General features: G+C 52.4%; 21 protein-coding genes, 1 tRNA gene and 2 pseudogenes. 11 read left to right on the top strand and 13 right to left on the bottom strand.

The features are described from left to right. Positions 1 to 7: 7 nt before the first annotated feature. Positions 8 to 1,291: an omega-aminotransferase AptA gene (gene aptA, locus FEE96_RS22950; RefSeq protein WP_138165489.1), complete on the bottom strand. Its 1,284-nt coding sequence runs from the start codon at positions 1,289 to 1,291 to the stop codon at positions 8 to 10. A 186-nt stretch (positions 1,292 to 1,477) separates the two neighbouring features. Here aptA and FEE96_RS22955 point away from each other — a divergent pair, with 186 nt between their 5' ends. Both FEE96_RS22955 and FEE96_RS23720 read left to right on the top strand, forming a co-directional pair. Next, positions 1,478 to 2,044 (top strand): cupin domain-containing protein, encoded by a 567-nt coding sequence (locus FEE96_RS22955; RefSeq protein ID WP_138165472.1) that lies wholly within the window; start codon positions 1,478 to 1,480, stop codon positions 2,042 to 2,044. A 308-nt stretch (positions 2,045 to 2,352) separates the two neighbouring features. Continuing rightward, positions 2,353 to 2,589, top strand: a pseudogene (locus FEE96_RS23720) (helix-turn-helix domain-containing protein); the annotation flags it as partial. A gap of 98 nt (positions 2,590 to 2,687) precedes the next feature. Here FEE96_RS23720 and FEE96_RS22965 read toward each other — a convergent pair. From FEE96_RS22965 to ychF, 8 genes are all read right to left on the bottom strand, one after another. Continuing rightward, positions 2,688 to 4,184: a tyrosine-type recombinase/integrase gene (locus FEE96_RS22965; protein ID WP_246079587.1), complete on the bottom strand. Its 1,497-nt coding sequence runs from the start codon at positions 4,182 to 4,184 to the stop codon at positions 2,688 to 2,690. A 113-nt stretch (positions 4,185 to 4,297) separates the two neighbouring features. Next, positions 4,298 to 4,711 (bottom strand): helix-turn-helix transcriptional regulator, encoded by a 414-nt coding sequence (locus FEE96_RS22970; RefSeq protein ID WP_342770995.1) that lies wholly within the window; start codon positions 4,709 to 4,711, stop codon positions 4,298 to 4,300. A 193-nt stretch (positions 4,712 to 4,904) separates the two neighbouring features. Next, positions 4,905 to 5,117 (bottom strand): glutathione S-transferase family protein, encoded by a 213-nt coding sequence (locus FEE96_RS22975; protein ID WP_138165474.1) that lies wholly within the window; start codon positions 5,115 to 5,117, stop codon positions 4,905 to 4,907. 92 nt (positions 5,118 to 5,209) lie between these two features. Then, on the bottom strand, positions 5,210 to 5,770 hold the full coding sequence (locus tag FEE96_RS22980) for a hypothetical protein (RefSeq protein ID WP_138165475.1): 561 nt from the start codon (positions 5,768 to 5,770) through the stop codon (positions 5,210 to 5,212). Between the two features lie 98 nt (positions 5,771 to 5,868). Beyond that, positions 5,869 to 7,044 (bottom strand): tyrosine-type recombinase/integrase, encoded by a 1,176-nt coding sequence (locus tag FEE96_RS22985; RefSeq protein ID WP_138165476.1) that lies wholly within the window; start codon positions 7,042 to 7,044, stop codon positions 5,869 to 5,871. 151 nt (positions 7,045 to 7,195) lie between these two features. Beyond that, positions 7,196 to 7,283 (bottom strand) — tRNA-Ser (locus tag FEE96_RS22990). 163 nt (positions 7,284 to 7,446) lie between these two features. Next, complete coding sequence (locus FEE96_RS22995; RefSeq protein WP_138165477.1) at positions 7,447 to 8,370, bottom strand: nucleoside hydrolase; 924 nt, start codon at positions 8,368 to 8,370, stop codon at positions 7,447 to 7,449. Positions 8,371 to 8,385: 15 nt separating this feature from the next. Then, a complete protein-coding gene (ychF, locus tag FEE96_RS23000) occupies positions 8,386 to 9,483 on the bottom strand; it encodes a redox-regulated ATPase YchF (RefSeq protein ID WP_138165478.1) in 1,098 nt (365 codons plus the stop codon). 158 nt (positions 9,484 to 9,641) lie between these two features. On the opposite strand from ychF, the gene FEE96_RS23005 reads away from it, so the two are divergent. After that, positions 9,642 to 10,133: an acyloxyacyl hydrolase gene (locus FEE96_RS23005; RefSeq protein ID WP_138165479.1), complete on the top strand. Its 492-nt coding sequence runs from the start codon at positions 9,642 to 9,644 to the stop codon at positions 10,131 to 10,133. A 78-nt stretch (positions 10,134 to 10,211) separates the two neighbouring features. After that, entirely contained in the window at positions 10,212 to 11,003 is a 792-nt protein-coding gene (gene trpA / locus FEE96_RS23010; RefSeq protein WP_138165480.1) for a tryptophan synthase subunit alpha, read from the top strand. An 11-nt stretch (positions 11,004 to 11,014) separates the two neighbouring features. Here trpA and FEE96_RS23015 read toward each other — a convergent pair whose 3' ends face one another. The 4 genes from FEE96_RS23015 to FEE96_RS23030 all read right to left on the bottom strand — a co-directional run bounded on the left by FEE96_RS23015 (position 11,015) and on the right by FEE96_RS23030 (position 14,636). Continuing rightward, positions 11,015 to 12,409 carry an ATP-binding protein gene (locus FEE96_RS23015; protein WP_138165481.1) on the bottom strand — a complete coding sequence of 465 codons (1,395 nt, stop codon included), beginning with the start codon at positions 12,407 to 12,409 and terminating at the stop codon, positions 11,015 to 11,017. A 5-nt stretch (positions 12,410 to 12,414) separates the two neighbouring features. Continuing rightward, positions 12,415 to 12,963 (bottom strand): heme NO-binding domain-containing protein, encoded by a 549-nt coding sequence (locus tag FEE96_RS23020; RefSeq protein ID WP_138165482.1) that lies wholly within the window; start codon positions 12,961 to 12,963, stop codon positions 12,415 to 12,417. 82 nt (positions 12,964 to 13,045) lie between these two features. After that, complete coding sequence (locus FEE96_RS23025; protein ID WP_138165483.1) at positions 13,046 to 13,498, bottom strand: MarR family winged helix-turn-helix transcriptional regulator; 453 nt, start codon at positions 13,496 to 13,498, stop codon at positions 13,046 to 13,048. Next, entirely contained in the window at positions 13,491 to 14,636 is a 1,146-nt protein-coding gene (locus FEE96_RS23030) for an Acg family FMN-binding oxidoreductase (protein WP_171021805.1), read from the bottom strand. The genes FEE96_RS23025 and FEE96_RS23030 overlap by 8 nt, the downstream gene beginning before the upstream one ends. 145 nt (positions 14,637 to 14,781) lie before the next feature. Between FEE96_RS23030 and FEE96_RS23035 the strand changes: the two genes are divergently transcribed. From FEE96_RS23035 to FEE96_RS23065, 7 genes and pseudogenes are all read left to right on the top strand, one after another. Then, positions 14,782 to 15,945 carry an alpha-hydroxy acid oxidase gene (locus FEE96_RS23035; RefSeq protein WP_138165484.1) on the top strand — a complete coding sequence of 388 codons (1,164 nt, stop codon included), beginning with the start codon at positions 14,782 to 14,784 and terminating at the stop codon, positions 15,943 to 15,945. A gap of 132 nt (positions 15,946 to 16,077) precedes the next feature. After that, entirely contained in the window at positions 16,078 to 16,710 is a 633-nt protein-coding gene (locus tag FEE96_RS23040; RefSeq protein WP_138165485.1) for a LysE family translocator, read from the top strand. Between the two features lie 162 nt (positions 16,711 to 16,872). Beyond that, on the top strand, positions 16,873 to 17,508 hold the full coding sequence (locus FEE96_RS23045) for a 50S ribosomal protein L25/general stress protein Ctc (RefSeq protein WP_138165486.1): 636 nt from the start codon (positions 16,873 to 16,875) through the stop codon (positions 17,506 to 17,508). Between the two features lie 282 nt (positions 17,509 to 17,790). Next, positions 17,791 to 19,620, top strand: a pseudogene (locus FEE96_RS23050) (DUF3604 domain-containing protein). Positions 19,621 to 19,721: 101 nt separating this feature from the next. Then, positions 19,722 to 20,408, top strand: coding sequence for an aminoacyl-tRNA hydrolase (gene pth, locus FEE96_RS23055; RefSeq protein ID WP_138165487.1), 687 nt, complete (start codon positions 19,722 to 19,724; stop codon positions 20,406 to 20,408). Between the two features lie 73 nt (positions 20,409 to 20,481). Then, complete coding sequence (locus FEE96_RS23060) at positions 20,482 to 21,645, top strand: serine hydrolase domain-containing protein (RefSeq protein ID WP_138165488.1); 1,164 nt, start codon at positions 20,482 to 20,484, stop codon at positions 21,643 to 21,645. 75 nt (positions 21,646 to 21,720) lie between these two features. Further along, positions 21,721 to 23,346 carry an AMP-binding protein gene (locus FEE96_RS23065; protein WP_212744824.1) on the top strand — a complete coding sequence of 542 codons (1,626 nt, stop codon included), beginning with the start codon at positions 21,721 to 21,723 and terminating at the stop codon, positions 23,344 to 23,346. The last annotated feature ends 389 nt before the right edge of the window (positions 23,347 to 23,735 follow it).

Consider the following 23,735-nt stretch of genomic DNA (forward strand, 5'->3'; position numbering starts at 1 on the left):
GAGTTTATTAGGGAAGATCTTTGAGAATTTTTGTGAGCTGTTCGAACAGCGTTTCGACTTGGATCTCTGTGATGATCAGCGGGGGAGACAACGCAATGATGTCGCCAGTAACTCGGATCATCAGTCCTGCATCCCATGCACGTAGCATTGCCTCATAGGCACGAGCCCCAGGAGCTTCGCCTTGCCGAGGAGCTAATTCAATTGCGCCAACAAGACCCAAGTTACGGATATCGACGACATTAGGTAGTTCGCTGAGTGCATGCAGGTGTTTTTCCCAGGTGGGCGACAACAAAGCAGCTCGCTGGAACAAATCGTTTGAAGCGTAAGATTCAAGCGACGCTAGTGCTGCAGCACATGACATTGGGTTGGCCGAATAGGTGTAGCCGTGAAAAAGTTCGATTGGGGCGTCGGCGTTCGCCATTGCAGATTTATAAATTTTGTCACTTACAATCACCGCTCCCATTGGAATTACCCCGTTGGTCAAACCCTTTGCCGTGGTAATAATGTCGGGAGTTACATCGAAATACTCGGCAGCCGTTGCTGTACCCAGTCGGCCAAATGCGGTGATTACTTCGTCAAAAATAAGCAAGATGCCATATTTGTCGCAAATCTCGCGCAGGCGTTTCAGATAGCCGACGGGCGGGAGGAGAACACCTGTTGACCCTGCGAGTGGTTCAACAATCACTGCAGCAATAGTTGATGCGTCGTGCAGCGCAACGAGACGTTCAAGGTCGTCGGCCAGTTCCGCGCCATATTTGGGGCAACCGCGAGAGAAAGCGTTGCGATCTAGGTCATGTGTATGGCGCAGATGGTCGACACCTGTGAGCAAAGTCCCAAAATGCTTACGGTTGGGAAGGATTCCGCCGACGGAAATTCCACCAAACCCTGTACCATGATAGCCGCGCTCACGGCCAATTAGACGTGTTCTTGATCCGTCGCCACGCATCCTGTGGTAATGCAGAGCAATTTTCAGTGCGGTATCGACCGACTCAGATCCCGAGTTTGTAAAGAAAACATGGTCCATACCTTCGGGCATCATCGAAACGAGTTTTGATGACAGTTCGAAGGCCTGAGGGTGTGAAAACTGAAAACTAGGTGCATAGTCGAGTTTATTCACCTGATGTTTCACGGCTTCGACAATATGCGGATCACGGTGCCCGGCATTCACACACCATAGACCAGCCGTGCCGTCCATAATTTTTCGCCCATCGGAACTGGTGTAATACATGCCCTCAGCCGAAGTGATCATGCGGGGCTTCCTAAGGAAATCACGATTGGCCGTAAAGGGCATCCAAAAGGATGCCGCGCTGTTTTCATTGTCTAACAATTCAACCACCTCATCAAGAAATATTCTCTGTTATTCAATAAGTTGCAGAGTGGAGGTGTCTTGGAAAGCCGGTTTTTTAGAGTATTCTAAGTCCTTGAATTCAGTTAACTAGTTTCGTAAAGTGCTTCAAATCGGAAGCGGAAAATCAATATGGCTCAATCAACTACCACAGATTTTGATGTTGCTCGGCGTCTTCGCATGGTTCGAACGGTGAAGGGTTTAAGCCAAAGACAGATGGCTAAGAAGGCCGAAGTGGGCAGTGGGACAATTTCTCAAATTGAGTCTGGCTCTACTCAGCCATCTGTAGCGCTACTCAAAAAAATTCTTGCCGGGGTGGATGTAAGCCTGGCTTTCTTCTTTAGTTTCGAGCTCAAAGATAACGAGCGAATTTTTTTTACTAAAGATGATTTGCGCGATTTGGGGGCACCTGGTGTTTCATACCTTCTGGTTGCGGGTGAACGCACGGGGCGAAAACTTCAGATGCTTATCGAAGAGTATGAGCCGGGTGCTGACTCTGGTAGAACTCCATTTTCCCACGAAGGTGAAGAATGCGGTGTCATTATTGAAGGTAGTTTGGAAGTAACTGTCGACGGGCAATCCAGAGTACTGCGGGAGGGAGATTCCTATTACTTTACAAGCGTTCTTCCACACCAGTTTCGAAATGTTGGCGATGTAATGTGCAAAGTTATTTCCGCGTGCACACCTTCATCATTCTAAATATGCGAGCTGTAAGCGGTGCTTGAAGCGCATGATCTCAAGTTTGGTTGCGATATTCGTCTCTCCAAATTTTATGAATTCTTCATCGAATGCCTCTTTTTAGTATTTTAGATCTTAGTATTTCTCTGATGCTCAGGCCCTTGTTTCATCAACAGCGCATCAACGGAGTGTCTAACGTCGGTACTTACGGGTCCAAATAGCGATATTTGTTATGAGAGTGTTGTTGGCTCATCGTAACCACCAGGGAGTGGGACATAAAACAAGCATTTGGAACGGGTTGTAAGTCGCCCGAGAAGATCGTCAACGACATCAAGCTGGCATTGAAGGAGACCGACCTATCGCCACAGGAGTTGGCGGTGACGCTCACCGATGCAGAAAGTTATTTTGTATCAGAGGCTTCAGTCTATCGCGTATCGAAGGCGCATGATCTGATCACCAGCCCCGCCTTCATTGTGATCAAGGCGGCAAACGAGTTCAATGATAAGACGACGCCCATCAATCAACCTTGGCAGACGGGTTTCACCTATCTGGAGGTCATCGAGTGGCCCCCCAAACTCTGTCGAAGGACAGTATTGATGCAGGATTTGCAGTGAAAGTGAAAGCCCAAACCGCGGCAGTTTTTTGTGTTTTGGGCGACACTCCCTCACTCGATGACATCGTCGTCCCCTCGAGCTTGCTCCCGTTTTTCAGCGAGCTTGCGTGCGATCCGGTATTCGTCCGTTCCTCTTACAAAGCGGCCTTCGTGGAAATCAAGGATCATCTCCCTTTCGTCTTCTGTGAACGCCACCGTCGAGTTCAATGCCTCGATGATCTTACCGCTACGGGCTGGTGACATTTTGCCATAATGCCTTTCGGTGATTTGCTCATCGGAATGACCTAGGTTCATCGACCACGCCTTGCGTTCTTCATGCGTGCGGCAAATTCGTGCGCCCAGCGCCTTTAGGGCGTGCCTGGCGGAATGCGGCGAGTAGTGTGCACCAAGAGGCTCTGAAGCGCGTGCAAAGGCAGCTTGTAGTGCTCTGCTTGTCGCTAAGGGGGTGACAGCGGAGGCACCCGGAAAACGCGGCCCAAGATCTTTGATCTCAGGGAAAACGGCATCTTGCTGCTGAAAGCCCAGATGCGTTAGCTCCTGCACCCAACCCAGAAACACATCGCGGAACTCATAGGTTCTGGGAAACCATGTTGCACGATAGCTTTTGTCGTTCTTGGCGCGCATCTCACTGGCATCCTGTACGACAGTTTGCTGTTCCAGATCCAAATGTTTGAAGCGCAGCGAAGTCAGCGCCCCAGCCCTGAACCCACAGACAAATGCAAAAGAGACCATAGCACGATCCCGGCGTTGCGCAACTTTCTGACTCGGCATCAGCTCCACCATGCGCCAAGCCTCCTCCATTGATGGGAAAGCACGCTTCTCTACTGCTAATGGTCGTGCTGATGCACTGCGAGGCAGCGCAAAATAATCTGGAATGCTTGTGCTAAGACGGCGATACCCCGACTGCCCTCTCAACCACGTGAAAAAGGCTGCCAAGTGGGACGCCCTGTGGCGCACCGTCGAATTACTCAGACCACCTTTCTCTTTTGGCAAAGTCCGAAGCTTCACTAAGTGGTCGCGATACGCACCAGCATCTTTCGGCGTCACTTTCTCAAAAGACCGACCCTCCAAGAACCGCTCGAAATCGCGGATGCTGATGAGGTGAGCCTGCACGGTTTTGGAGTTGTAGCGCCTCGCATAAGCTTGCCAGTCATGGACGATGCGGTCGTTGATTGTGAACCATCTACTATCCTGAGATCTCGAATCTTTCCCAATACAGGCCGGAGCCTGCTCTTTACCTTCGTCTATTCGAGCAAGGCTGGTGTTGGTCGCGAGGCAGTCTTTGACTTTGTCGCTTTCTGTCGCCCCTAGTAACTTAATAACTGTACCGCCACAGTCGCAGCAGATCGCATAAGCTTGGGTCGCGCGCCCTACTTGTTCGTTTAGTGAGACCGAACCAACGTCTGGAAAAACCGCTTGCCCGCACCCCAGACACTTGAACTCCCCATGCCGGAGATTTTCCCGTCTCCGAGCTGTGCGTTCTGCGTGAAAGCGCTTGAGCTCGGCCCCTCGGAACAGCTGCGGGAAGACACAGTCAGAAGAGTTCAATCCGCCCCCAACCCAATTTGACACCGTATTGCGACACACATCGTAGAGCTCTTGAATTTCACCGACTGAGTAGACCATCGACGCATTGGAACGGACTTTGCGATACGAACGACTCATGGCTGCCTCTCCTTCTTGGCAATTTGACGACCGCCAGGGGCAGTTCCTTTTGGTTTTGATCTGGTTGTGAGTGAGGTCTCATAGGCGAGGAGGTCAGACAGCCGCCACCTCGTGACCTTTGAGGACAACTTTTTTGCCTTGGGGAATGTGCCAGCCTCCACCCAGCGCCACACGGTCTGACGACACACACTAAATCGTTTGGCGACCTGTTTGTCGGTGAGATAGCTCTCCTGCGCTGGTGGTAGTGCGACCGCGTCTTTTAAAACGGGTCTCTGAGTTGTCGATTTTCCAGAAATTGGTTCTTGCTTCCTTTGAGTGCCCGGCAGCTTTGATGACCTTAGTGGTTCAGGCTCAAGGTCTCCGAAGAAATCTAAAGTATCTGAGTGTTTGTCACTCTTTCGGGACATCATTTCACCCCGCTTTGTTGGGTGGCTTGATTGCCGCTAATGCGCAAGGTTTCGACAGGTGGATTAAGGCGCGTAGTTTGAGAGCCACTGGCATACTCCCTTCCACGAATTGGCCTCCACGCAAATCGTGGAACGCAATAGCGCCCAGCGCCTTGGATATTGCCTTCAAGGCAAAAATTTCCAAACAAGCTTGGCATCAGTGATCTCCACCCTTGCTTGGGTCGACCCGATTTGCTTCCGCCCAAGCATTTAGATCAAAGCCGCGATAAATCACCTTACGCCCGAGCTTATAGTAGGGTGGACCAAGATTTTTATGTCGCCACTGGGCAAGCTTCTCGCGGTCCCCAAGGATGTCGAGTTCTGGATCACCCAAGAGGTAGCTTCGGTCGTTATCAAAGATGTTGGGCACTGTTGGTGCTCCTTTCGTCGTTTTGAATTACGACGCATCAAGTGAGCCCAAGCTAAGAAGAGAAATAGTCTCCGATTTGCAAGTCGGATACGTTAAGTGTTTGATATATAATGAAAAGAAATTTGACCATCCGGAGCCACATAAGGCTCCCGTGTCTTTTTGGGAAAATTTTGGCTCAGACCTTGGCGGATTCGTTCCGCCACATGCAGCACATTTAGGCCAGGGTCTGGATTATCTTCGCAGTAGTCCATTGCCATACCCAAATGAACGACCCCTCGGTAAGTAACCCAGGTTTTGCTCACAACGTCTTTGTCTCGAGCCCCGTGGATTCCTTCTTGTTTGGCCACATCCCGAACTTTCTCCAATATTCCACCGGCGACATGAAGACCCTTGAACTCCTGCTCCTGAATGGAATGCCACACCAGCTTTCCAACGTGCTCAGCAACGTTGAGCTTTCGTTCGTTCTTGGCTTCATACCGCCGTGCTATCTCAGAAAAACCGTGAGCCGCCTCGTATCGATCCTTCGATGTTTCGGCGACCCATTGAACAAACTCCGGGCGGACTTTCCCACCCGAAGACTTTCCAGCCCCAATAGAGAAGCTTTCCAGGCCCAAACTCACCACTTCGTGCCTCATGACTGCAATCGCGCGCATCCTAGCTTCTTGCGTGTCTTCGCTCAATGCCATCCGGAACAGTTCAAGGCAGTTCAGTTCCGGTTCATTGATGGGGACCGTGTTCATGCTTAATCTTTCTAGATGTTCCGTGATGTTACGTATTGCGACCACATGTGCATCAACTCACGGCGTTTCTCTAACAGATCCGAGCGTGCATAGGCCCGTTCAACATCTGAGCCCACGGTATGGGCCAGGCTCTTTTCGGCAACCTCTCGCGGCGCATTGGCTTCCTCAGCGGCCCAATCGCGGAAGGTTGAGCGAAAGCCATGCACGGTGACGCCTTCAACCTTCATGCGGCGCAGAAGCATAAGCATAGACATATTGGACAGAGGGTGGTGGCGCTTCTGCCCTTCAAACACGTACTTTGACTGCATGTCTTTTAGTGGTTCAATAATGGAGAGCATCTCGCCAGTGAGGGGAACGCGGTGCTCCTCGCTGGTCTTCATCCGTTCAGCAGGGCAGATCCACAGCTGATCTGTCAGATCCAGCTCTTCCCAACGCAAACCCAAAACTTCGCCGGTTCTTGATCCTGTCAAACAGGTAAACATCAAAGCCCTGGCCGACATCGCGTTTTTGGTTTTGAGATCCGCATAGAAGGCAGGTACTTTCTGCCAGCGCATCGCCAAATGGTGCTTGGGCTTGGCTTTTACCTTTGGAAGCACCTGTGCGTTTTTAATGGCCGTCACAGGGTTTTCACCGGATCGAAAGCCCTTTGATTTGGCCACATCCAAAACAATCTTGATGCGTTGTGACAACCGTCGGGCGGTCTCGTGCTTTTCCGTCCAAATCGGCTCAAGGCACATCATCACTTCTGGCTGATCAATACGATCGATGGGCATGAGGCCAATCTTGGGAAAAGCGTAATCACGCAATGTATTGATCCACTGCGTCCCGTGTTTGGCATTCTTCCATGTCGGCATACGATCAATATGGACCTGTTGCGCCACCTCTTCAAAAGTCGGGACTTCTTGACGGGCACTAAAGCGCGGGTTCAGCCCTTGCTTGGCCATTCGTCGATATTCTAGTGCGCGCTCCCGCGCCTGATTCAGTGTGACGATGCCAGCACCGCCCAAACCAAAATCTGTTCGTAGCGGAGCGCCTTTCTTGTTCTTCTGACCCTTAACCACCACACGCACAATCCAACGCCGCGCGCCAGACGGGTCCACAACAAGATAAAGGCCGTTGCCGTCACCGTGACGCCCAGCGCTGAGGTTCTCAACCAGTTTTTTGGTTAGCTTGCCAGAAAGAGCCATCTGAGAAATACCACATTCTATACCACTCAAGGAGTGAATATAGAGGTAAGCGAAAGAAACTCAATGCAAACAGTGAAAGGACTTAAGTCTAAGCAGGCAAAAGAAAAGGGCCGCTTAAAGCGGCCCATTCAAATCAAACAAAAATGTAAGATGGCGGAGACGAAGGGATTCGAACCCTCGAACGCTTGCACGTTACTCCCTTAGCAGGGGAGCGCCTTCGACCACTCGGCCACGTCTCCGTTGATCGGTATATCCGCGCAGTGGCTCCGAGAACAAGGGAAAAAAGCCCATTTTTTGATTTTTCTTGCGGGCCGAACAATGGCCATGTGAGGGCGCGCCAACAAAGTGAAATTCTTGGATGTGCTCGGACCCAGAAATCAACAACACGGCCAGGCGGCGGAATTAAGGCAGGAGAGCCAAGCGGTTGAGAAATAAATATTTTACTTCACTTGACTGCACGTTGATACAGACGTCAACCGGGGGGCGTTTATTGTCAGGTGCCGCGAGAGTTGCGCCTGATGTTTCGCCTTCGCATGATACCCGCAAAGGAGTGGAAAGGGTCGTGAACAGTTGCGGATGGGTACAGGCTATAACTGCTGCCGGATCGTGGAGCGAGCAGCCGTCGAACTTGTCGACAGATTCATAGAACTTCAGGTAGAATACCGACATTTGTTGTAGCATGCCGCCCAGTTCAGGGGATTGGGCTGCAATAGCGGAAAAGTCGGACTTTGTGCAGAGGATCCGATGGGTGACGTCCAGCCCGACCATTACAACCTGGGCGCCAGAACTAAACACTACATCAGCCGCATGTGGGTCGTGATAGATGTTGGCCTCTGCGTGCGGAGTGACGTTGCCTCCTTCGTGAAGAGAGCCTCCCATGATCACAATACGTGCAACGTTTTTCGCAAATTCAGAGTCACGTTGAATAGCGTGCGCGATGTTGGTCAGTGGTCCGATTGGACAAACAACCAGCTCTCCCTTGTGCTCACGCGCCATCCGGCACAGAAATTCAGTGGCATCCTCGTCAATCTGCTGACGTTTAGGAGTGGCTGCCGGAATGTCGCCGAACCCTTCGTCTCCATGCACATGTGCTGAAGGTGTAAAAGGCGGAAGCGCCAACGGCGTCTCGGCGCCATGAGCTACCGGAAGGTCCAGTCCTGCGGCCTCAAGCAGGCGCAGGGCGTTACGGGTGGCAGTTGGTGTCGACACATTGCCAAAAACCGTGGTCAGCCCCAGCAATTCGACTTCCGGGGCCGCAGCGGCATAGAAAATCGCCATGGCGTCGTCGATGCCCGGATCGGTGTCGATGATCATCTTGACTGTCATGGCGTTCTCCGTGGCTCAGGTGTTGAACAAGAAATGCATGACGTCTCCGTCCTGTACCACATAGCTTTTGCCCTCGGCCCGCATTTTGCCCGCTTCCTTGGCACCTTGTTCGCCGTTGTTTTCAATGAAGTCATCATAAGCAATAGTCTCGGCCCGGATAAATCCTTTTTCAAAGTCGCCGTGAATGACACCAGCCGCCTGCGGAGCGCCAGTGCCACTGCGAATGGTCCAGGCGCGCGCTTCCTTTGGGCCTACTGTGAAGTAGGTTTCCAGATGCAGCAACTCGTATCCGGCGCGGATTAGCCGGTCTAATCCCGCTTCAGCCAGGCCCATCTCACCAAGGAACATTTCTGCCTCTTCGGGATCGAGTTGGGAAATTTCTTCTTCGATCTGGGCTGAGATGATGACGTGGCTGTTGCCCTGCGCGGCGGCCATTTCGGCAACTTTGGCAGAATGGGCATTGCCCTCGACAGATTCTTCTTCGCCAACGTTACAAACATATAGAACCGGTTTGCTGGTCAACAGCTGCAGCAACTTCCAAGCCTTAAGGTCTTCGTCGTCAACCTCAACCAAGCGGGCAGGTTTTCCGTCTTCCAGCATCTCTTGGGCGGCGGCCAGCAGGCGGTCCTGCTGTTGGGCTTCTTTGTCGTTGCCTTTGAGTTTGCGCACCAGATTGGTGCGGCGCTTTTCAACGCTTTCAAGGTCGGACAGCATGAGTTCGGTTTCGATGGTGTCAGCATCTGCTACTGGATCCACGCGATCCTCAACGTGGGTCACATCCCCGTCTTCAAAACAGCGCAGTACATGGGCGATCGAGTCGGTCTCGCGAATGTTGGCGAGGAATTGATTGCCCAATCCTTCGCCTTGCGAAGCACCTTTGACCAGCCCTGCAATGTCGACAAATGTCATTCGGGTTGGGATGATTTGTTTCGATCCTGCGATGGCGGCCAGTTTGTCTAACCGCGCATCCGGTACGCCGACTTCGCCCACATTGGGTTCAATCGTGCAGAATGGAAAGTTTGCCGCCTGCGCCGAGGCGGTTTTGGTCAATGCGTTGAACAATGTAGACTTACCGACGTTCGGTAGCCCTACGATCCCCATTTTAAAGCCCATAACGACCTCCTAATGCCATGTCAGCGGTGCTTCTAGGCTTCAATCGACGTTGATACAAGCGGCTCGGTTCATTCTGTGCCAAGAACTGGCTGGCAACTTGCTACGACATTTTGGCACCCCATGTTATATTGGATGTATTGGCAATCAGGATCAACGGTATGAGGGATCTGTGGGGTGCTGTCATATTACTGGCAACGAGCAATGCACTAGCGGCGCAAGACTGGATCGTTGGGGCCGGATTCGCCGATTTTTCAAATGGTTTGGCTCAGGATGGAGGTATTGCCTTAGTCGAATACCATCACAAGCCCATTCGCGATTCTAGCGATTTCCAGCTTGGGTTGGGAGGCGCATTTACGGTGCACGGCACCGGTGACCTGCATTTGGGCGTTGGCCTGGTTGGTCAATTGACGCTCTCAAACAATTGGTTTTTCGAAGGCAGCGTGATGCCTGGGGTTTACCTAGAGCGACATGCACGCAACGATTTAGGGTCAGCTTTCGAAATCCGTAGCTTGATCGCACTGGGCCGCCAGTTTGCAAATGGTTCGGGGCTTTCGTTGGCGTTCACTCACAAATCGAACGCCTCGATCGCGGTCCATAAGCCGGGTGTGAATGCATTGCTGTTACGCTGGCATCTTCCAATTCGGGACTAAGAGGGAAACGCAGGGGTGGGATTGATTTTCGCGTCAGTTTTCGGCACATCCGTCGGGTAAACAGGAAAAGGCCCGATCATGACCCGCATTGATGCCAAATTTGCCGAATTGTCGGCTGCAGGAAAAAAAGCATTTGTATCCTACGTGATGGCGGGTGATCCAGACTTTGACACGTCGCTGGAAATCGTCAAAGGCTTGCCCGCTGCAGGCGTTGATATCATCGAGCTCGGGCTGCCTTTTACCGATCCGATGGCGGATGGTCCGACAATTCAGCTGGCCGGTCAACGCGCGCTGGATGGCGGCATGACGTTGCAAAGAACGCTGGATCTGGCGGCTGAGTTCCGCAAGACCGACGACACCACTCCGATTGTGCTGATGGGGTATTACAACCCGATCTATTCGCGCGGCGTTGATAAGTTTCTGGTAGATGCCGCTGCCTCAGGCATTGATGGGCTAATCGTCGTTGATCTGCCGCCAGAAGAAGATGACGAGCTGTGCATCCCCGCGCAAAAAGCAGGTCTGAATTTTATCCGTTTGGCCACCCCAACCACTGATGATGAGCGTTTGCCACGGGTGCTGCAAAACACTTCGGGCTTTGTCTATTACGTGTCGATCACGGGTATCACTGGTGCTGCCGAGGCTGAAGCGGGCGACGTTGGCCCTGAGGTTGCTCGCATCAAAGCAGCTACTGATTTGCCGGTTATTGTTGGTTTTGGCATCAATTCACCGGAACGCGCGCAGACAATTGCGTCGATTTCAGACGGGGCGGTTGTTGGCAGCGCAATTGTTAGCCAGATTGGCGCAGGCAAGTCTGTTGAAGAAGTTCTGGCGTTTGTCAAAAGCCTGTCTGATGGTGCGCACAGAGGCTAACCCAGAGAGCTTTAGGTTGGAGCAATGGCCGTTTCACTTAGCGCTAAAGCCATCGCTCTAACCAATTCTGCTTTTCGGATTGGTTTTGCTACATGTCCCGTCATGCCGCCTTCAAGGTAACCAGAAACTTGATGAACCATGGCGTTGGCAGATATAGCAACAATTGGCACAGGTTGGTGTTTGCCTTCCAGTTCATCTGCCCGGATCGCGCGCGTCGCTGACAGCCCGTCCATAACCGGCATGTTGACGTCCATCAGGATAAGATCTGCGCCGTTACTGCGCCATTCTGAAACAACTTTTGCACCGTCGGCGACAATCACCAGTTCCAGGTCATAGCGCTTGAGCATATGCTTCAGAACTAACTGATTGGTTTTGTTGTCTTCTGCTATTAGAACACGCCACTTGCGCTGCTTCAGAACGGCTTCGTTTTCTGCTAACTGCAGCCCTTTGGTTGTTTCGGGGCATTTGGCCGGTGTCATCTGGATTGAGGCGGTGAATTCGGTCCCGTCGCCTGCTGCACTAAGGCAGGTAATGTCGCCACCCATCATCCTACAAATATCACGCGCAATCACCAAACCCAAACCTGTGCCGCCGAATTTGCGCGTGATACTGGCGTCAGCCTGGGTAAATGGCTGGAATAACTTTTCACTGTTTTCTTCAGGAACACCAATGCCAGTGTCCCGAATTATCAGGTTAAGTTGCAAGTTGCCGTTTTCCAAATGCACGGCCTCGGCTGTGAACGCAACAGCGCCGCTGGTAGTGAATTTTATGGCATTTGACAGTAGATTGCCAAGGACTTGGCTCAATCGGTTCGGATCGAATTCGGCCCAAACGCCTCCAGCGGATAATAACCCGCTATAGAGTACCGTAAACCGAAGCCCTTTTTCCCGAACTTTGGGGGCAAACTGGGCGCACATTCCATCTAGAAAATCACAAACCGAAGTGGGAACATTCTCTATTTCCAGCATCCCGGCCTCGACCTTTGATAGATCTAAGATATCGTTGATGACCGACAGCAGTAGGTTGCCGCTGTCAGAAATTAGGTCGAGGATTTCCTCTTGTTCGCTTGTTAAGTCACTATCAGCCAAGGCTGTGGCCATGCCCAGAACGCCGTTCAATGGCGTTCTAATCTCGTGGCTCATGGTGGCTAAAAAAATGGACTTTGCTGCGTTGGCAGATTCAGCTTCATTTCTAGCAGCTTCAAATTCTGCAGTGCGTTGCGCGACCGCCTCTTCCAATCCAGCAGCTTGCTTTTGCAAGGCAAGGTTAGCGTCATACAGTTCTCGGCTCTTGGCTTCCAGTAGCTGTTCAGCTTCCTGCCGGGCACGTTTTTCACGTTCATACCGCCGTCTGGACACACGGTCGGGCAGTTGTGTGATTGGGTGGTCGTATTCGGGTCGTGCCATAGTCTTTATTTGGCCCATTCGATCATGAATTCAGCCCTACAACGCCCGTCCTCCGAACAATCCCTCATTTTTATCTCTGCAGGTCTGTCAAAATGTTCGACGCACCCCTCTATCAGCCCAAGACAAAAGTGGTTCAGAGGGCGATCCGAGCTGTAGGTCATTTTCAGACCTGCGCCGCCAGAAAACCGTTGGGTAGAAAATGTTGGGAGTTCGGCATCAGGGTAAAGCTTTAGCACCTCGACGTGCACTTCGTTCTCAATGGCCTCGAGCATCTCAAAGGCGTTTTGTTTACCTTCAAAAAACTCTGGGTACCCATCGACAAAGCGGCTAAACATCCAGTGGCCAAATTTTGTCTGCAATGCCGTGACGGGAATATTCAACTGATCACCTATCGCCACGACAAGTTTTATCAGCTCGCTACAGGGGTAGTTTCCAACGGAAGTATATGCGCCATCAGTGCTGAGATCGATGCGATCGATGATGTTGTCCAGGTCCTCCTCGCTCATGACCGTTTCGGCCATGCGGAAGAGTTCCACGAATACCATACCCTTCATTGCGATCTCCAATAGTTCCTATTTGGGCCTATCAGCGCATCGTAAACACCGTACTAATGAAGAGTTGCGACATAGTGCCTCGCTACGTAGCGTCGCGTGCCTTATCCAGGAACTGCCGCATCTCTGTCAGAACGGGCAAAAGCGTTTCTATACGCTCCTCAGAAAAATGCTCAGCAAAGCCTTCGAACCCTGTCGCCGCCTGAGCAACCATGGATTCGCGTATTTCGCGCCCTTTTCTGGTCAACCAAATGCACTTACTGCGCGCGTCATCGGGATTTGGCCGCATCTCGATGAGCCCGTGTTTGACACATCCGCCCAGGGTATGAGTCATCGTGGTCTTGGGGACTTGGAATGCACGGGCGATGGCAAGAGGGGTGGTGCCTTCACCAACGCGTACCAAGTGGTTGAGAACGCCAAAATGCGAGCTCAGCAACCCATCAGGCAGCCGCTCCTCTAACAAGGTGCGGCTGAGCTGATGAATAATCCCTATTTCGTTGAACAACACAAAATAGGGCGATGGCCGTGTATCAGGCATTTATGATCTTTGCTTCTAAGGGCCAGCGCGGGCTTTCCGGCACTGGAGCACAATATCCAAGACGGGCAAACATTTGCACGGTTTCTCCGTCTTCGGCCAGTTCTTTGTGAATCTGGTCATAGTGATCGGCCATTTCCGGATACTCCTGCAAGGCCTGACTCAGAGGTTGAAGACCCATGCCCAAACCAGTGGTCTGCAGGTTCAGCCGCACCCAGTCGTGACCCGCTGTAATTTGGTCTTCGCGTGTGTTGCCCTTTGTTGTGATCCAGATATGCGCCATTGCAGTGCGAGTATTTGACAGGACTGCATCAATCCCTCCGGTGTAGGTCACGCTGTTTTTGTCCAGAGCAGCTTTGCGACTGAACAGGCCAAATAGGTTGAGGGTTTCAAACAGGGGGCCAGAGAAGTCGATGCCGTCCGGGTTCTTGTTGACCTCTGCTCGACCAATGCGAAACAAATCAACGCTTTCACGGTAGGTGTGCGGCGTCTCAATTTCGATCATCAGGGCTTCTTCGGACAACGTGCGATAATGTTCCACGGAATGGTCCGAGTTGTCCGCCCACCGTCGGGTGCCGGATTGGCGCGCGCTTATCAGGCTGCGAAGATCACTGTCGCTAACGGCCCGGTCCATATCGAACGGTTCTTTTTGTGTTCTTCGCTGCATCACATGGGCGAAAAGAGGATCAGGTTGAACGGCTTCGGACTTCTGGAAATGAGCGATAGCGACGGGACGGCTGTCCAGTTCCTCGGTGTCTGACCCATTAGGGAACAGGTCTAGCTGCACGGCATAACCATCCTGTGCGGCCGCCATGCGTAAGACTTCAAGAAAACAACCAAGGCCAATAGTGATCTGGCGGTTGAACGGATCAGTGTGCGGCAGCAAGCGGTTGGTGTCGACAAAGAGCTTGACCTGATTTGGTGTGCCTAGGTCGACCATCCAGGGCTGCCGGTTATGGGGGTTGGGCGCCAAAATGGCATAGGAAAGGGCGCGCTTGCGGATTTCGTCATATTGCCCAGCTGCTGCCCAGGGCGCCAATGCTTTGTTGGGTTTGCGTGTCACGTGTAGCCCAGTGCCTGCGACGGCAAGAATTGCTCCGCCACCAATGATAGAAAGCGCTTTACGTCTGGAAATTGTCATGGATCACCTCATTAGTACGATGTCGCACTAAATATAGTACGATATCGTACTTGCAAGAGCCTGTATGAGGATTTGTGAATTTGGTTGCAGCTTTGGTGCGGAATTGGTAATTTTTATTTACCAAAGATAGTGAGAGCGACACCGCATGCCGACCATCACCAATATCAACGACTTAAAGCGCATCTATGAAAATCGGGTGCCACGGATGTTTTACGACTACGCTGAAAGTGGCAGTTGGACCGAACAGACCTTTCGCGAGAACACCACTGATTTTGACCAGATCCGGCTGCGTCAGCGAGTAGCGATAGACATGACTGGGCGGTCAACGGCAGGTCAGATGATTGGTCAGGATGTGTCTATGCCTGTAGCGTTAGCACCAGTTGGCTTGACTGGCATGCAGCACGCTGATGGTGAAATCAAAGCGGCTCGTGCTGCTGAAAATTTTGGCGTCCCTTATACGCTTTCGACGATGTCAATCTGTTCGATAGAGGACGTGGCTGAGCATACCACCAAGCCATTCTGGATGCAGGTCTATACCCTGCGCGATGATGACTTTATGCGGCGCCTGTTTGACCGTGCCAGAGATGCAAAATGCTCCGCTGCGGTGATTACCGTTGATTTGCAACTGCTCGGTCAGCGGCACAAAGATTTGAAAAACGGACTGTCTGCTCCGCCCAAACTGACAGTAAAATCGGTCAGCAATATGATGACTAAAGTGCGCTGGGGGCTGGGTATGCTGGGAACCAAACGGCGGTTCTTTGGCAATATCGTTGGTCATGCCAGTGGTGTGACCGATCCTTCATCTTTGACCACATGGACGGCTCAGGCCTTTGATCAATCTTTGGATTGGGATCGTATTCGTGAATTCCGCAAAATGTGGGATGGGCCATTGATCATCAAGGGGATCCTGGACGCTGAAGACGCCAAACAGGCGTTGAACGTCGGCGCAGATGCCATCATCGTCTCCAACCATGGCGGCCGCCAACTGGACGGCGCGTTGAGTGCTATTAAATCGCTACCTGCAATCATGGACGCGGTTGGTGACAAGATCGAAGTACATTTGGATAGCGGCATTCGATCCGGCCAGGATGTGCTCAAAGCTTTGTCGATGGGGGCCAAAGGGACTTACATTGGTCGGGCCTACATATACGGGCTAGGTGCCATGGGGGAGGCGGGGGTGACCAAGTCACTCGAGGTGATCCATAAAGAACTGGAGACGTCTATGGGGCTGTGCGGCGTGAGGAAAGTTGACGATCTCAGTCGAGATAACCTGCTGGTTCCTGAGGGGTTTGAAGGACGTTGGTCCTGAACTTGTGACGGCTAAGGCCGGGCTTGTGTCCTAGCGAACCCAATGTGACAAAACGGCAGTACGAAAAAGGTTGGAGTATAGCGGCTCAGCCGCTACTCCATAATCGTGTTCATGCCACAACAGGTTTACTCAATGCCGTCGACTGAAATTCTTATCGCGTTCTTTCTGGCCACTGGCATCTTTGCCTATATGCCTGGGCCAGCCATGCTCTACGCTGCGGCGCAAACTATGGCTCGTGGCAAACGAGCCGGATGGTTCGCGGCTCTGGGCATACATATCGGCGGGTACGTTCATGTTTTTGCCGCAGCCTTTGGTCTGGCTGTTTTGTTTCAAGCGGTGCCAATCCTTTATACGGGCTTAAAATTTGGCGGAGCCGCATATTTGATTTGGCTGGGATTTAAGATGTTCCGCGCTCGCGCTCCTATGTCAACGGGCGCTATCGAGGTCTCTGCAAAGAGCCCTAAGCGGGCCTTTTGGGAAAGCGTCACAGTTGAAGTTCTTAACCCCAAAACAGCAATATTTTTCCTCGCGTTCCTACCGCAGTTTGTCGACCCAAACGCAGGACTGGCAATTTGGGCGCAGTTGCTCATTCTTGGAACGATCGTAAATATGATGTTTTCCAGCGCCGATATTCTTTGTGTGCTTTTGGCCGGCCGGGTTGCAGGGCTTTTGAGCAGGTCCGGTTCTGCTGGTCGTTTAACGCAGCGATTGGGAGGGAGTGTTTTGGTCGCCTTGGGGCTCAACATTGCGCTTAATCGTCAATAGCCGTAGCAGCCCCATTCGGTCTCAGTTTGAGCGGTAACGCCTGCGGTTCTTCTCCTTAGTTGTTTCCCCTCTTCCCATCCGTATCTGTTTCCTCTATACGCGCGACTTCACGCGGGGATACAGCCTTGGAGGATTCCCGCCCTTACAATTTGGAGAATTATCATGGCTGGAGAGATTCCTAATCTCGAAGCTCTGGAACGGACGGGGACAGGCAAGGGCGCCGCTCGTCAGGCACGTCGTGACGGCTTGGTCCCAGGTATCGTTTATGGTGGCGACACTGACCCACTGGCAATCAATATCCCTTTCAACGTTCTGTTGAAGAAATTGAAAGCTGGCCGGTTCAAGTCGACCCTGTTCAACCTGAAAGTTGAAGGCCACGACGACGTCCGCGTTATCTGCCGCAACGTGCAGCGTGATGTTGTCAAAGATCTGCCAACACACCTGGACCTGATGCGTCTACGTCGCACTTCGGAAATCGCACTGTTCATTCCAGTTGAGTTCATCAACGAAGAAGAGGCTCCTGGTCTTAAGCAGGGCGGCGTTCTGAACGCTGTACGTCCTGAGGTCGAACTGGTTGTGACTGCTGGTGACATCCCCGAGAAGTTGGTTGTGGATCTGTCAGGCCTGAAGCTTGGCGACACTGTCACCATCTCGTCGATCAACTTGCCCGAAGGTGCACGTCCGACAATCGACCGTGACTTTGTTATTGCCAACATCTCGGCTCCATCTGGGCTGCGTTCGTCTGGTGCTGACGATGAAGACGAAGCTGAAGGCGAAGAAGCCCCAGCCGAAGAATAAGAATTTGCCTTTGGCAAATGTGAAGCGGGGTCCTTTTAGGACCCCGTTTTTCGTTTTGGAAACCCAAATTGGCAATCCGTCGCTGCAATTACATTGAAGAAAACAATTTCTCCCCTGCCATTGATTTCGTGTGTAGCATTGCACGCAGAACGGACCGTGTTTCTTTAAATGGTTGATATTGGGAGACTTATTATGATGCGACTATCCAAGCTCCACCGATCACTGGCGATTGCCATCCTTGCTCAGGGTTTTACATCCACGACAATAGCTCAGGTCCAGGATATGACGCCATCAAAAGAGGACGTCGGAGCCAGGTTCACCAGTGACCATTATTCGCCTTACGCCGGGCGCAATTTTCCCACCCGTGTGCTGTGGGGCGACACTCATTTGCATACCGAAGTTTCGGTAGATGCCGGAACTATGACACGGCTGAGCCAGGAAGATGCCTTTCGCTTTGCGCGTGGTGAGGAAGTAACGACAACGCATGGATTGCGGGCTAAACTGGGTCGCCCACTTGACTGATTGGTGGTTTCGGATCACGCCGAAATGTACGGATTGATGCCACAGTTGCTAGCCGGCGATCCACAGGTTCTGTCCACGCAGCAGGGTAAGGCGTGGTATGACGAGCTAAGCTCAAATGATCGGGACCGGATTTTTGACACCGCGATGGAGATTGTTGCCTCTTTGTCGACGGACACACCACCAATCGACAACCCAGACGCAATCAAGTCCGCTTGGCAGGCTTATACTGCACTTGCGGATCGCTATAACGATCCTGGCAGTTTTACTGCTATGATCGGCTATGAATGGACATCCGAAGGTGGCGATAATATTCATCGCAATGTTCTGTTCCGCGATGATGCTGCTATGGCCAACACGGTTGTGCCTTACTCGCAATTCGACAGTAAAAATCCCGAAGACCTATGGGCCCACCTTGCTGAATACGAAGATCGTACGGGTGGAGATGTTCTTGCAATTCCTCATAACGGAAACCTAAGCAACGGGCGGCTTTTCTCTGTTTCAAACTTCGATGGCACTCCGCTGTCCGCAGAATTGGCCGCACTGCGCGCCAGATTTGAACCGGTGATTGAAACAACTCAGATCAAGGGTGACAGCGAAGCCCACCCGTTCCTATCCCCGGATGATGAATTTGCTGATTTCGATACTTGGGATGCGTCCAACTTGAATGGAACTCAGGCCAAAACTCCAGAGATGCTCCAATATGAATATTCGCGTGAAGCCTACAAAACAGGCCTGATGCTTGAGGCGCAACTGGGCATAAATCCCTTCAAAGCGGGCCAGATCGGTTCGACTGATGCGCACACTGGAATGGCTGCAGTCGAGGAAGAGAACTTCTTTGGTAAGCACTCCGGAGTTGAGCCGGAACCAAACCGTTGGGAGCACATCGTTATCGAAGCCCCCGATCCAGAGTTTACTATTTATGGTTGGCAGCAGGCCTCGGGGGGGTATGCTGCTGCATGGGCCACCGAAAACACCCGTGAAGCAATCTTTGACGCTATTGAGCGACGCGAAGTCTATGGCACGACTGGATCCCGCATCACGTTGCGATTCTTTGGCGGCTGGAATTTCGATCCTGAGGATGCTGCATCACGACTTCCGGCAGATATTGGCTATGCCAAAGGTGTCCCCAAGGGCGCTGACCTGCCCGCTCATTCAGGCAACACAGCTCCAAGTTTTCTGATTGCTGCGCTCAAGGATTCCTACAGCGGCAATTTGGATCGAGTACAGGTGATCAAAGGGTGGCTGAACGAAGACGGTTCGCGCGGCGAGAAAATCTATAACGTTGCTTGGTCTGGCGACCGACATCTGGATGCCGAGGGAAAACTACCTGCAGTTGGTAATACCGTAGACGTGGGCAAAGCCACTTGGACCAACACGATCGGGGCACCAGAACTGATCACCCAGTGGCAGGATCCTGATTTCGATCCCTCTGTTCGGGCTTTCTACTATGTGCGCGTTATTGAGATTCCAACCCCGCGCTGGACCGCCTATGAAGCTATGCGGTTTAATGTTCAAATGGATAGCAATGTGCCGATGACCACAACTGAGCGCGCCTACAGCTCGCCTATATGGTACACGCCACAGGGCTGAATTAATCCGTGTGCGGGGGTAAATCTGCGCGCCCGCACTCTGGATTTCCCATCTGTTTCAGTGCATCAAGCCAACCAAACACACAATTGGCGAGGTGCTGCATGAAACTTTTCGTCGGCCTTGGGAATCCGGGCAGTAAGTACGCCCGAAATCGGCACAATATCGGCTTCATGGCTTTGGACCAAATTGCGTCGGATCATGGGTTTTCTCCTTGGAAATCGAAATTCCAGGCGCAACTCAGCGAAGGTAAGTTTGGGAGCACTAAGGTTCTGCTGCTTAAGCCGCAGACATTTATGAACCTGTCTGGTCAGGCTGTCGGCGAAGCTATGCGGTTCTACAAGATCGAAAACTCGGATGTTACCGTCTTACACGACGAATTGGATCTGGCGCCCGGAAAGTGCCGGGTTAAGCAGGGTGGTGGTCATGCCGGCCACAATGGCTTGCGTTCAATCCATTCTCATATTGGTGCGGATTATGGCCGGGTACGATTGGGCATTGGCCACCCAGGCCACAAAGACGCGGTTGCAGGCTATGTGTTGCGGGACTTCCCCAAGGCGGACGAAGTCTGGCTGGATGATCTGATGCGCGGCATCTCGGATGGGGCAGCGTCGTTGGCGGCCGGGGATGGTGGACGCTTTATGAATGCGGTGGCCTTGCGCGTCGCGCCACCGCGCAGCTCGAACTCCAAGTCAAAAGGGCAGGGAGAGCAAGCGGTTCGAAATGCTGCTGTTGATGCCCAGCCCGATCAACGATCGCCGTTGGAAAAATTGTTGGGCAAGTTCAAATAACGCAACTTCCGTAGCGTCCGGGTTGCCCTATTGGCCATCACAGGCTTGGCTGGCGAAAACGGGAGGAACGCAAATGCGTCGGGCGTTAAAGATCATTGTTCGTTCAGTGTTGGTGCTGGCTCTTGTTATCGTGGCGCTTGGGCTGTGGAAACGCGAAGAGATTACCCGCTTGTTGGCGGTGAACTCGCTGTTTGCGGAAGAGAAAATCGTTGGCAACTTCTCCAATATGGAGGGCGCCTTTGAGACCACTCCATTGGCGCGCGGGGGCAAAGCGATCAGCCCGCTTCCGCAGGGCGGTGAAATGACCTTGCCTGCGGGCGCTGATCAATGGATCAAAGATCGCGCTATAACTTCGTTGCTGGTGCTGCAGGGCGGTCAGATCCGCCACGAAAGCTATTATCTTGGCACTGCCCCCAATGATCGGCGGATCTCCTGGTCAGTCGCCAAAAGCTATCTCTCCGCCCTGTTTGGGGTGTTGATGGAGGAGGGCACAATTACCTCGATTGATGATCCGGTCACCAAATATGTGCCCCTGCTGAAACGAAGCGCCTATGACGGTGCCAGTATTCGCAATGTTTTGAATATGGCTAGCGGCGTCACCTTTGACGAGGACTATCTGGATTATGATTCCGACATCAACCGCATGGGGCGCGTTATCGCTTTGGGCGGCACTCTGGATCAGTTTGCAGCGGACCTGAAAGAGAGCTTCGCCACGCCCGGCGACACCTGGCAGTACGTTTCGATCGACACCCATGTGATTGGCATGGTGATCCGCGGTGCCACTGGACGTGATGTTCCGTCTCTGCTGGCAGAAAAAATCCTAGCGCCTCTAGGGCTGGAGCGGGATGGCTATTACATTACAGACGGTGCCGGCGCGGCCTTTGTTCTAGGAGGGCTAAACTTTACTGCCCGCGATTTTGCCCGCTTCGGCTGGATGATCGCACAGGACGGTAACTATGGCGGTCAGCAAGTTGTGCCAGCAGGTTGGATTGCCGCGTCCACCCGCGCATCAGCTCCCACCAAACCCGGACAAACAGGATATGGTTATCAGTGGTGGATTCCAAAAGATGCACATGAGGGTGAGTTCTTTGCCCGCGGCGTTTATGGGCAATACATTTACATTGATCGGTCTCGTGATGTGGTGATTGTGTCAACAGGCGCGGACCGAAATTTCCGCGAGCAGGGCGTGAATGAAAGTAACATCGAAATGTTTCGCAAGCTGGTGAAGTTTCTGTAACCTTCAGAAGTCGGGACCGGGCGGTTGCTGTGTACCTGAAACGCGCAAAACATATTGGGCTATGGGGATATTGATATGAAGAATTGGTTGAAAACATATGGTGCGAACGTCCCGGCAGAGATTAACGCTGACCGGTATCCGTCCATTGTGGCGCTGTTTGAGGAAGCAGCCGAAACCTATGCCGACAACATAGCCTATGAATGTTTCGGTAAATCGATGACCTATGCAGAGGTCGAGGCAAAGTCGCGCGCCGTAGCCGCCTATTTGCAGGTCAAGATGGGGGTTGAACGCGGTGACCGTATTGCATTGATGATGCCGAACACATTTGCGTTTCCCATCGCCATGCTCGGAATTCTTAGGGCAGGGGCGGTACAGGTGAACGTCAACCCTATGTATACAGCGCGCGAACTTGAGCATCAGCTGAATGATGCCGGAGCCAAGACAATCCTGATCTTTGGCGGTTCAACACCGGTTCTGGCAGACATCATCGGTAAAACTGTGATCGACACGGTGGTATCCATTGATCTAGGCGATGGCACGGACCTTCCAGTCCCATCGCCAGTGGTTGATGACAGGTTGGCCGATGTCATTGCTTTCGCCGATATCCTTACTCACGGCGCAGAACTGCAATACCAGCAGGTAGACCTAGCAGGTGACGACAATATCTTCTTTCAATACACAGGCGGCACAACCGGCCCTTCAAAGGGGGCTGTTCTTAGCCATCGCAATGTGGTGGCCAATCTGGAGCAGTATAAAGCAAACTGGCCCGAGGCTTCGCGCCCAAATGTCGAGGCCATGGTTTGTGCGCTGCCCCTGTACCACATATTTGGCCTGACTATTTCGTTGGCCTATGTGTCTTTGGGGGGGCGGATACTGCTGATCCCCAATCCCCGTGATATGGACGCAGTTATAGACGCCATCAAAGATGCCGGCATCACCATGTTCCCTGCGGTGAATACTTTATTTGCGGGTGTCGCGGCGCACCCAAGAGCAGCAGAGATCGATTTCTCGAAACATGTGTTCTCGCTCGGTGGCGGATCTGCCGTGTTGGAAACCACATCAAACACCTGGAAAGCGCTGGCCGGCAGGCATATCACCGAAGGCTACGGCATGTCGGAGACGGCTCCGTTGTTGACCGGGGTTCCAATCGGTGGAGCCGAGTTCACGGGTTCCTGTGGCTTGCCGGTGCCATCGACAGATATCATCCTGTTGGGGGAGGATAACACCGAAGTCCCAACGGGAGAGCGTGGCGAGATCTGTGCCAAGGGCCCACAGGTGATGGCGGGGTACTGGAACAGGCCAGATGCCAATGCTGAGGTCTTTACCAAAGAGGGGTATTTTCGCACTGGCGATATTGGTGTCTTTGATGAGGCTGGTTTTCTTCGCATTGTGGACCGTAAGAAAGACATGATCATCGTGTCTGGCTTTAATGTCTTCCCAAATGAGATCGAGGCAGTTGTCGCAGCCTGTGATGGGATTATAGAATGTGCCTGCGTCGGAGTTGCTGACGAAAAGACGGGCGAGGGCGTCAGCCTCTTTGTGGTCAAAGCGCCAGAGGCAGAATTGAACGACGAGTCGATTACAGAGTACTGTCGCCAAAATCTGACCGCCTACAAGGTCCCATGCAAGATAACCTATCTCGCAGAATTGCCCAAATCCAATGTCGGTAAAATTCTGCGCCGCGAGTTGCGCAGGATGTAACCAGCTACATACCGACTCGTTTTGACATATTCCGACTCGTTTTTTGTTGTTTTTGAGAGTTGAGTCTGTGGATAGGTCTGTGGATTGTACTAGATGGTTGGATTGTGGGGTTGGATTTGTGTTGATTGGCGGATTTTGGGTTGAAAGTTGTGTCAGGGTTTCTGACTTTATTCCCCTTTAAGTATTTGTATTTATTGAATTTGAGTGGGTGGAGCTAAGAAACTTCGTAATTTTGTGATTTTAGTGTTGCGGGTTCTTCGTACTCCCCCTAGAACCCCCCTTACCGGCGGCGCTGAGGCGCTGCTAGAGACGCTTCGGAGAGACGGAGGGACACGCTGGAGAGACAGTGGGACGCCTCGGAGAGACGGGGATGGAGGTACGGGATTAGG

It is taken from the genome of Parasedimentitalea maritima, from assembly GCF_005771405.1.
In the GTDB taxonomy this organism is placed as follows: Bacteria; Pseudomonadota; Alphaproteobacteria; order Rhodobacterales; family Rhodobacteraceae; genus Parasedimentitalea; species Parasedimentitalea maritima.

Coding starts and splice junctions, on each gene's coding strand:
- aptA (WP_138165489.1), bottom strand. CDS start 1,291: ATGCCCTTTACGGCCAATCGTGATTTCCTTAGGAAGCCCCGCATGATC.
- FEE96_RS22955 (WP_138165472.1), top strand. CDS start 1,478: ATGGCTCAATCAACTACCACAGATTTTGATGTTGCTCGGCGTCTTCGC.
- FEE96_RS22970 (WP_342770995.1), bottom strand. CDS start 4,711: ATGATGTCCCGAAAGAGTGACAAACACTCAGATACTTTAGATTTCTTC.
- FEE96_RS22980 (WP_138165475.1), bottom strand. CDS start 5,770: ATGCGCGCGATTGCAGTCATGAGGCACGAAGTGGTGAGTTTGGGCCTG.
- FEE96_RS22985 (WP_138165476.1), bottom strand. CDS start 7,044: ATGGCTCTTTCTGGCAAGCTAACCAAAAAACTGGTTGAGAACCTCAGC.
- FEE96_RS22995 (WP_138165477.1), bottom strand. CDS start 8,370: ATGACAGTCAAGATGATCATCGACACCGATCCGGGCATCGACGACGCC.
- ychF (WP_138165478.1), bottom strand. CDS start 9,483: ATGGGCTTTAAAATGGGGATCGTAGGGCTACCGAACGTCGGTAAGTCT.
- FEE96_RS23005 (WP_138165479.1), top strand. CDS start 9,642: ATGAGGGATCTGTGGGGTGCTGTCATATTACTGGCAACGAGCAATGCA.
- trpA (WP_138165480.1), top strand. CDS start 10,212: ATGACCCGCATTGATGCCAAATTTGCCGAATTGTCGGCTGCAGGAAAA.
- FEE96_RS23015 (WP_138165481.1), bottom strand. CDS start 12,409: ATGGCACGACCCGAATACGACCACCCAATCACACAACTGCCCGACCGT.
- FEE96_RS23020 (WP_138165482.1), bottom strand. CDS start 12,963: ATGAAGGGTATGGTATTCGTGGAACTCTTCCGCATGGCCGAAACGGTC.
- FEE96_RS23025 (WP_138165483.1), bottom strand. CDS start 13,498: ATGCCTGATACACGGCCATCGCCCTATTTTGTGTTGTTCAACGAAATA.
- FEE96_RS23030 (WP_171021805.1), bottom strand. CDS start 14,636: ATGACAATTTCCAGACGTAAAGCGCTTTCTATCATTGGTGGCGGAGCA.
- FEE96_RS23035 (WP_138165484.1), top strand. CDS start 14,782: ATGCCGACCATCACCAATATCAACGACTTAAAGCGCATCTATGAAAAT.
- FEE96_RS23040 (WP_138165485.1), top strand. CDS start 16,078: ATGCCGTCGACTGAAATTCTTATCGCGTTCTTTCTGGCCACTGGCATC.
- FEE96_RS23045 (WP_138165486.1), top strand. CDS start 16,873: ATGGCTGGAGAGATTCCTAATCTCGAAGCTCTGGAACGGACGGGGACA.
- pth (WP_138165487.1), top strand. CDS start 19,722: ATGAAACTTTTCGTCGGCCTTGGGAATCCGGGCAGTAAGTACGCCCGA.
- FEE96_RS23060 (WP_138165488.1), top strand. CDS start 20,482: ATGCGTCGGGCGTTAAAGATCATTGTTCGTTCAGTGTTGGTGCTGGCT.
- FEE96_RS23065 (WP_212744824.1), top strand. CDS start 21,721: ATGAAGAATTGGTTGAAAACATATGGTGCGAACGTCCCGGCAGAGATT.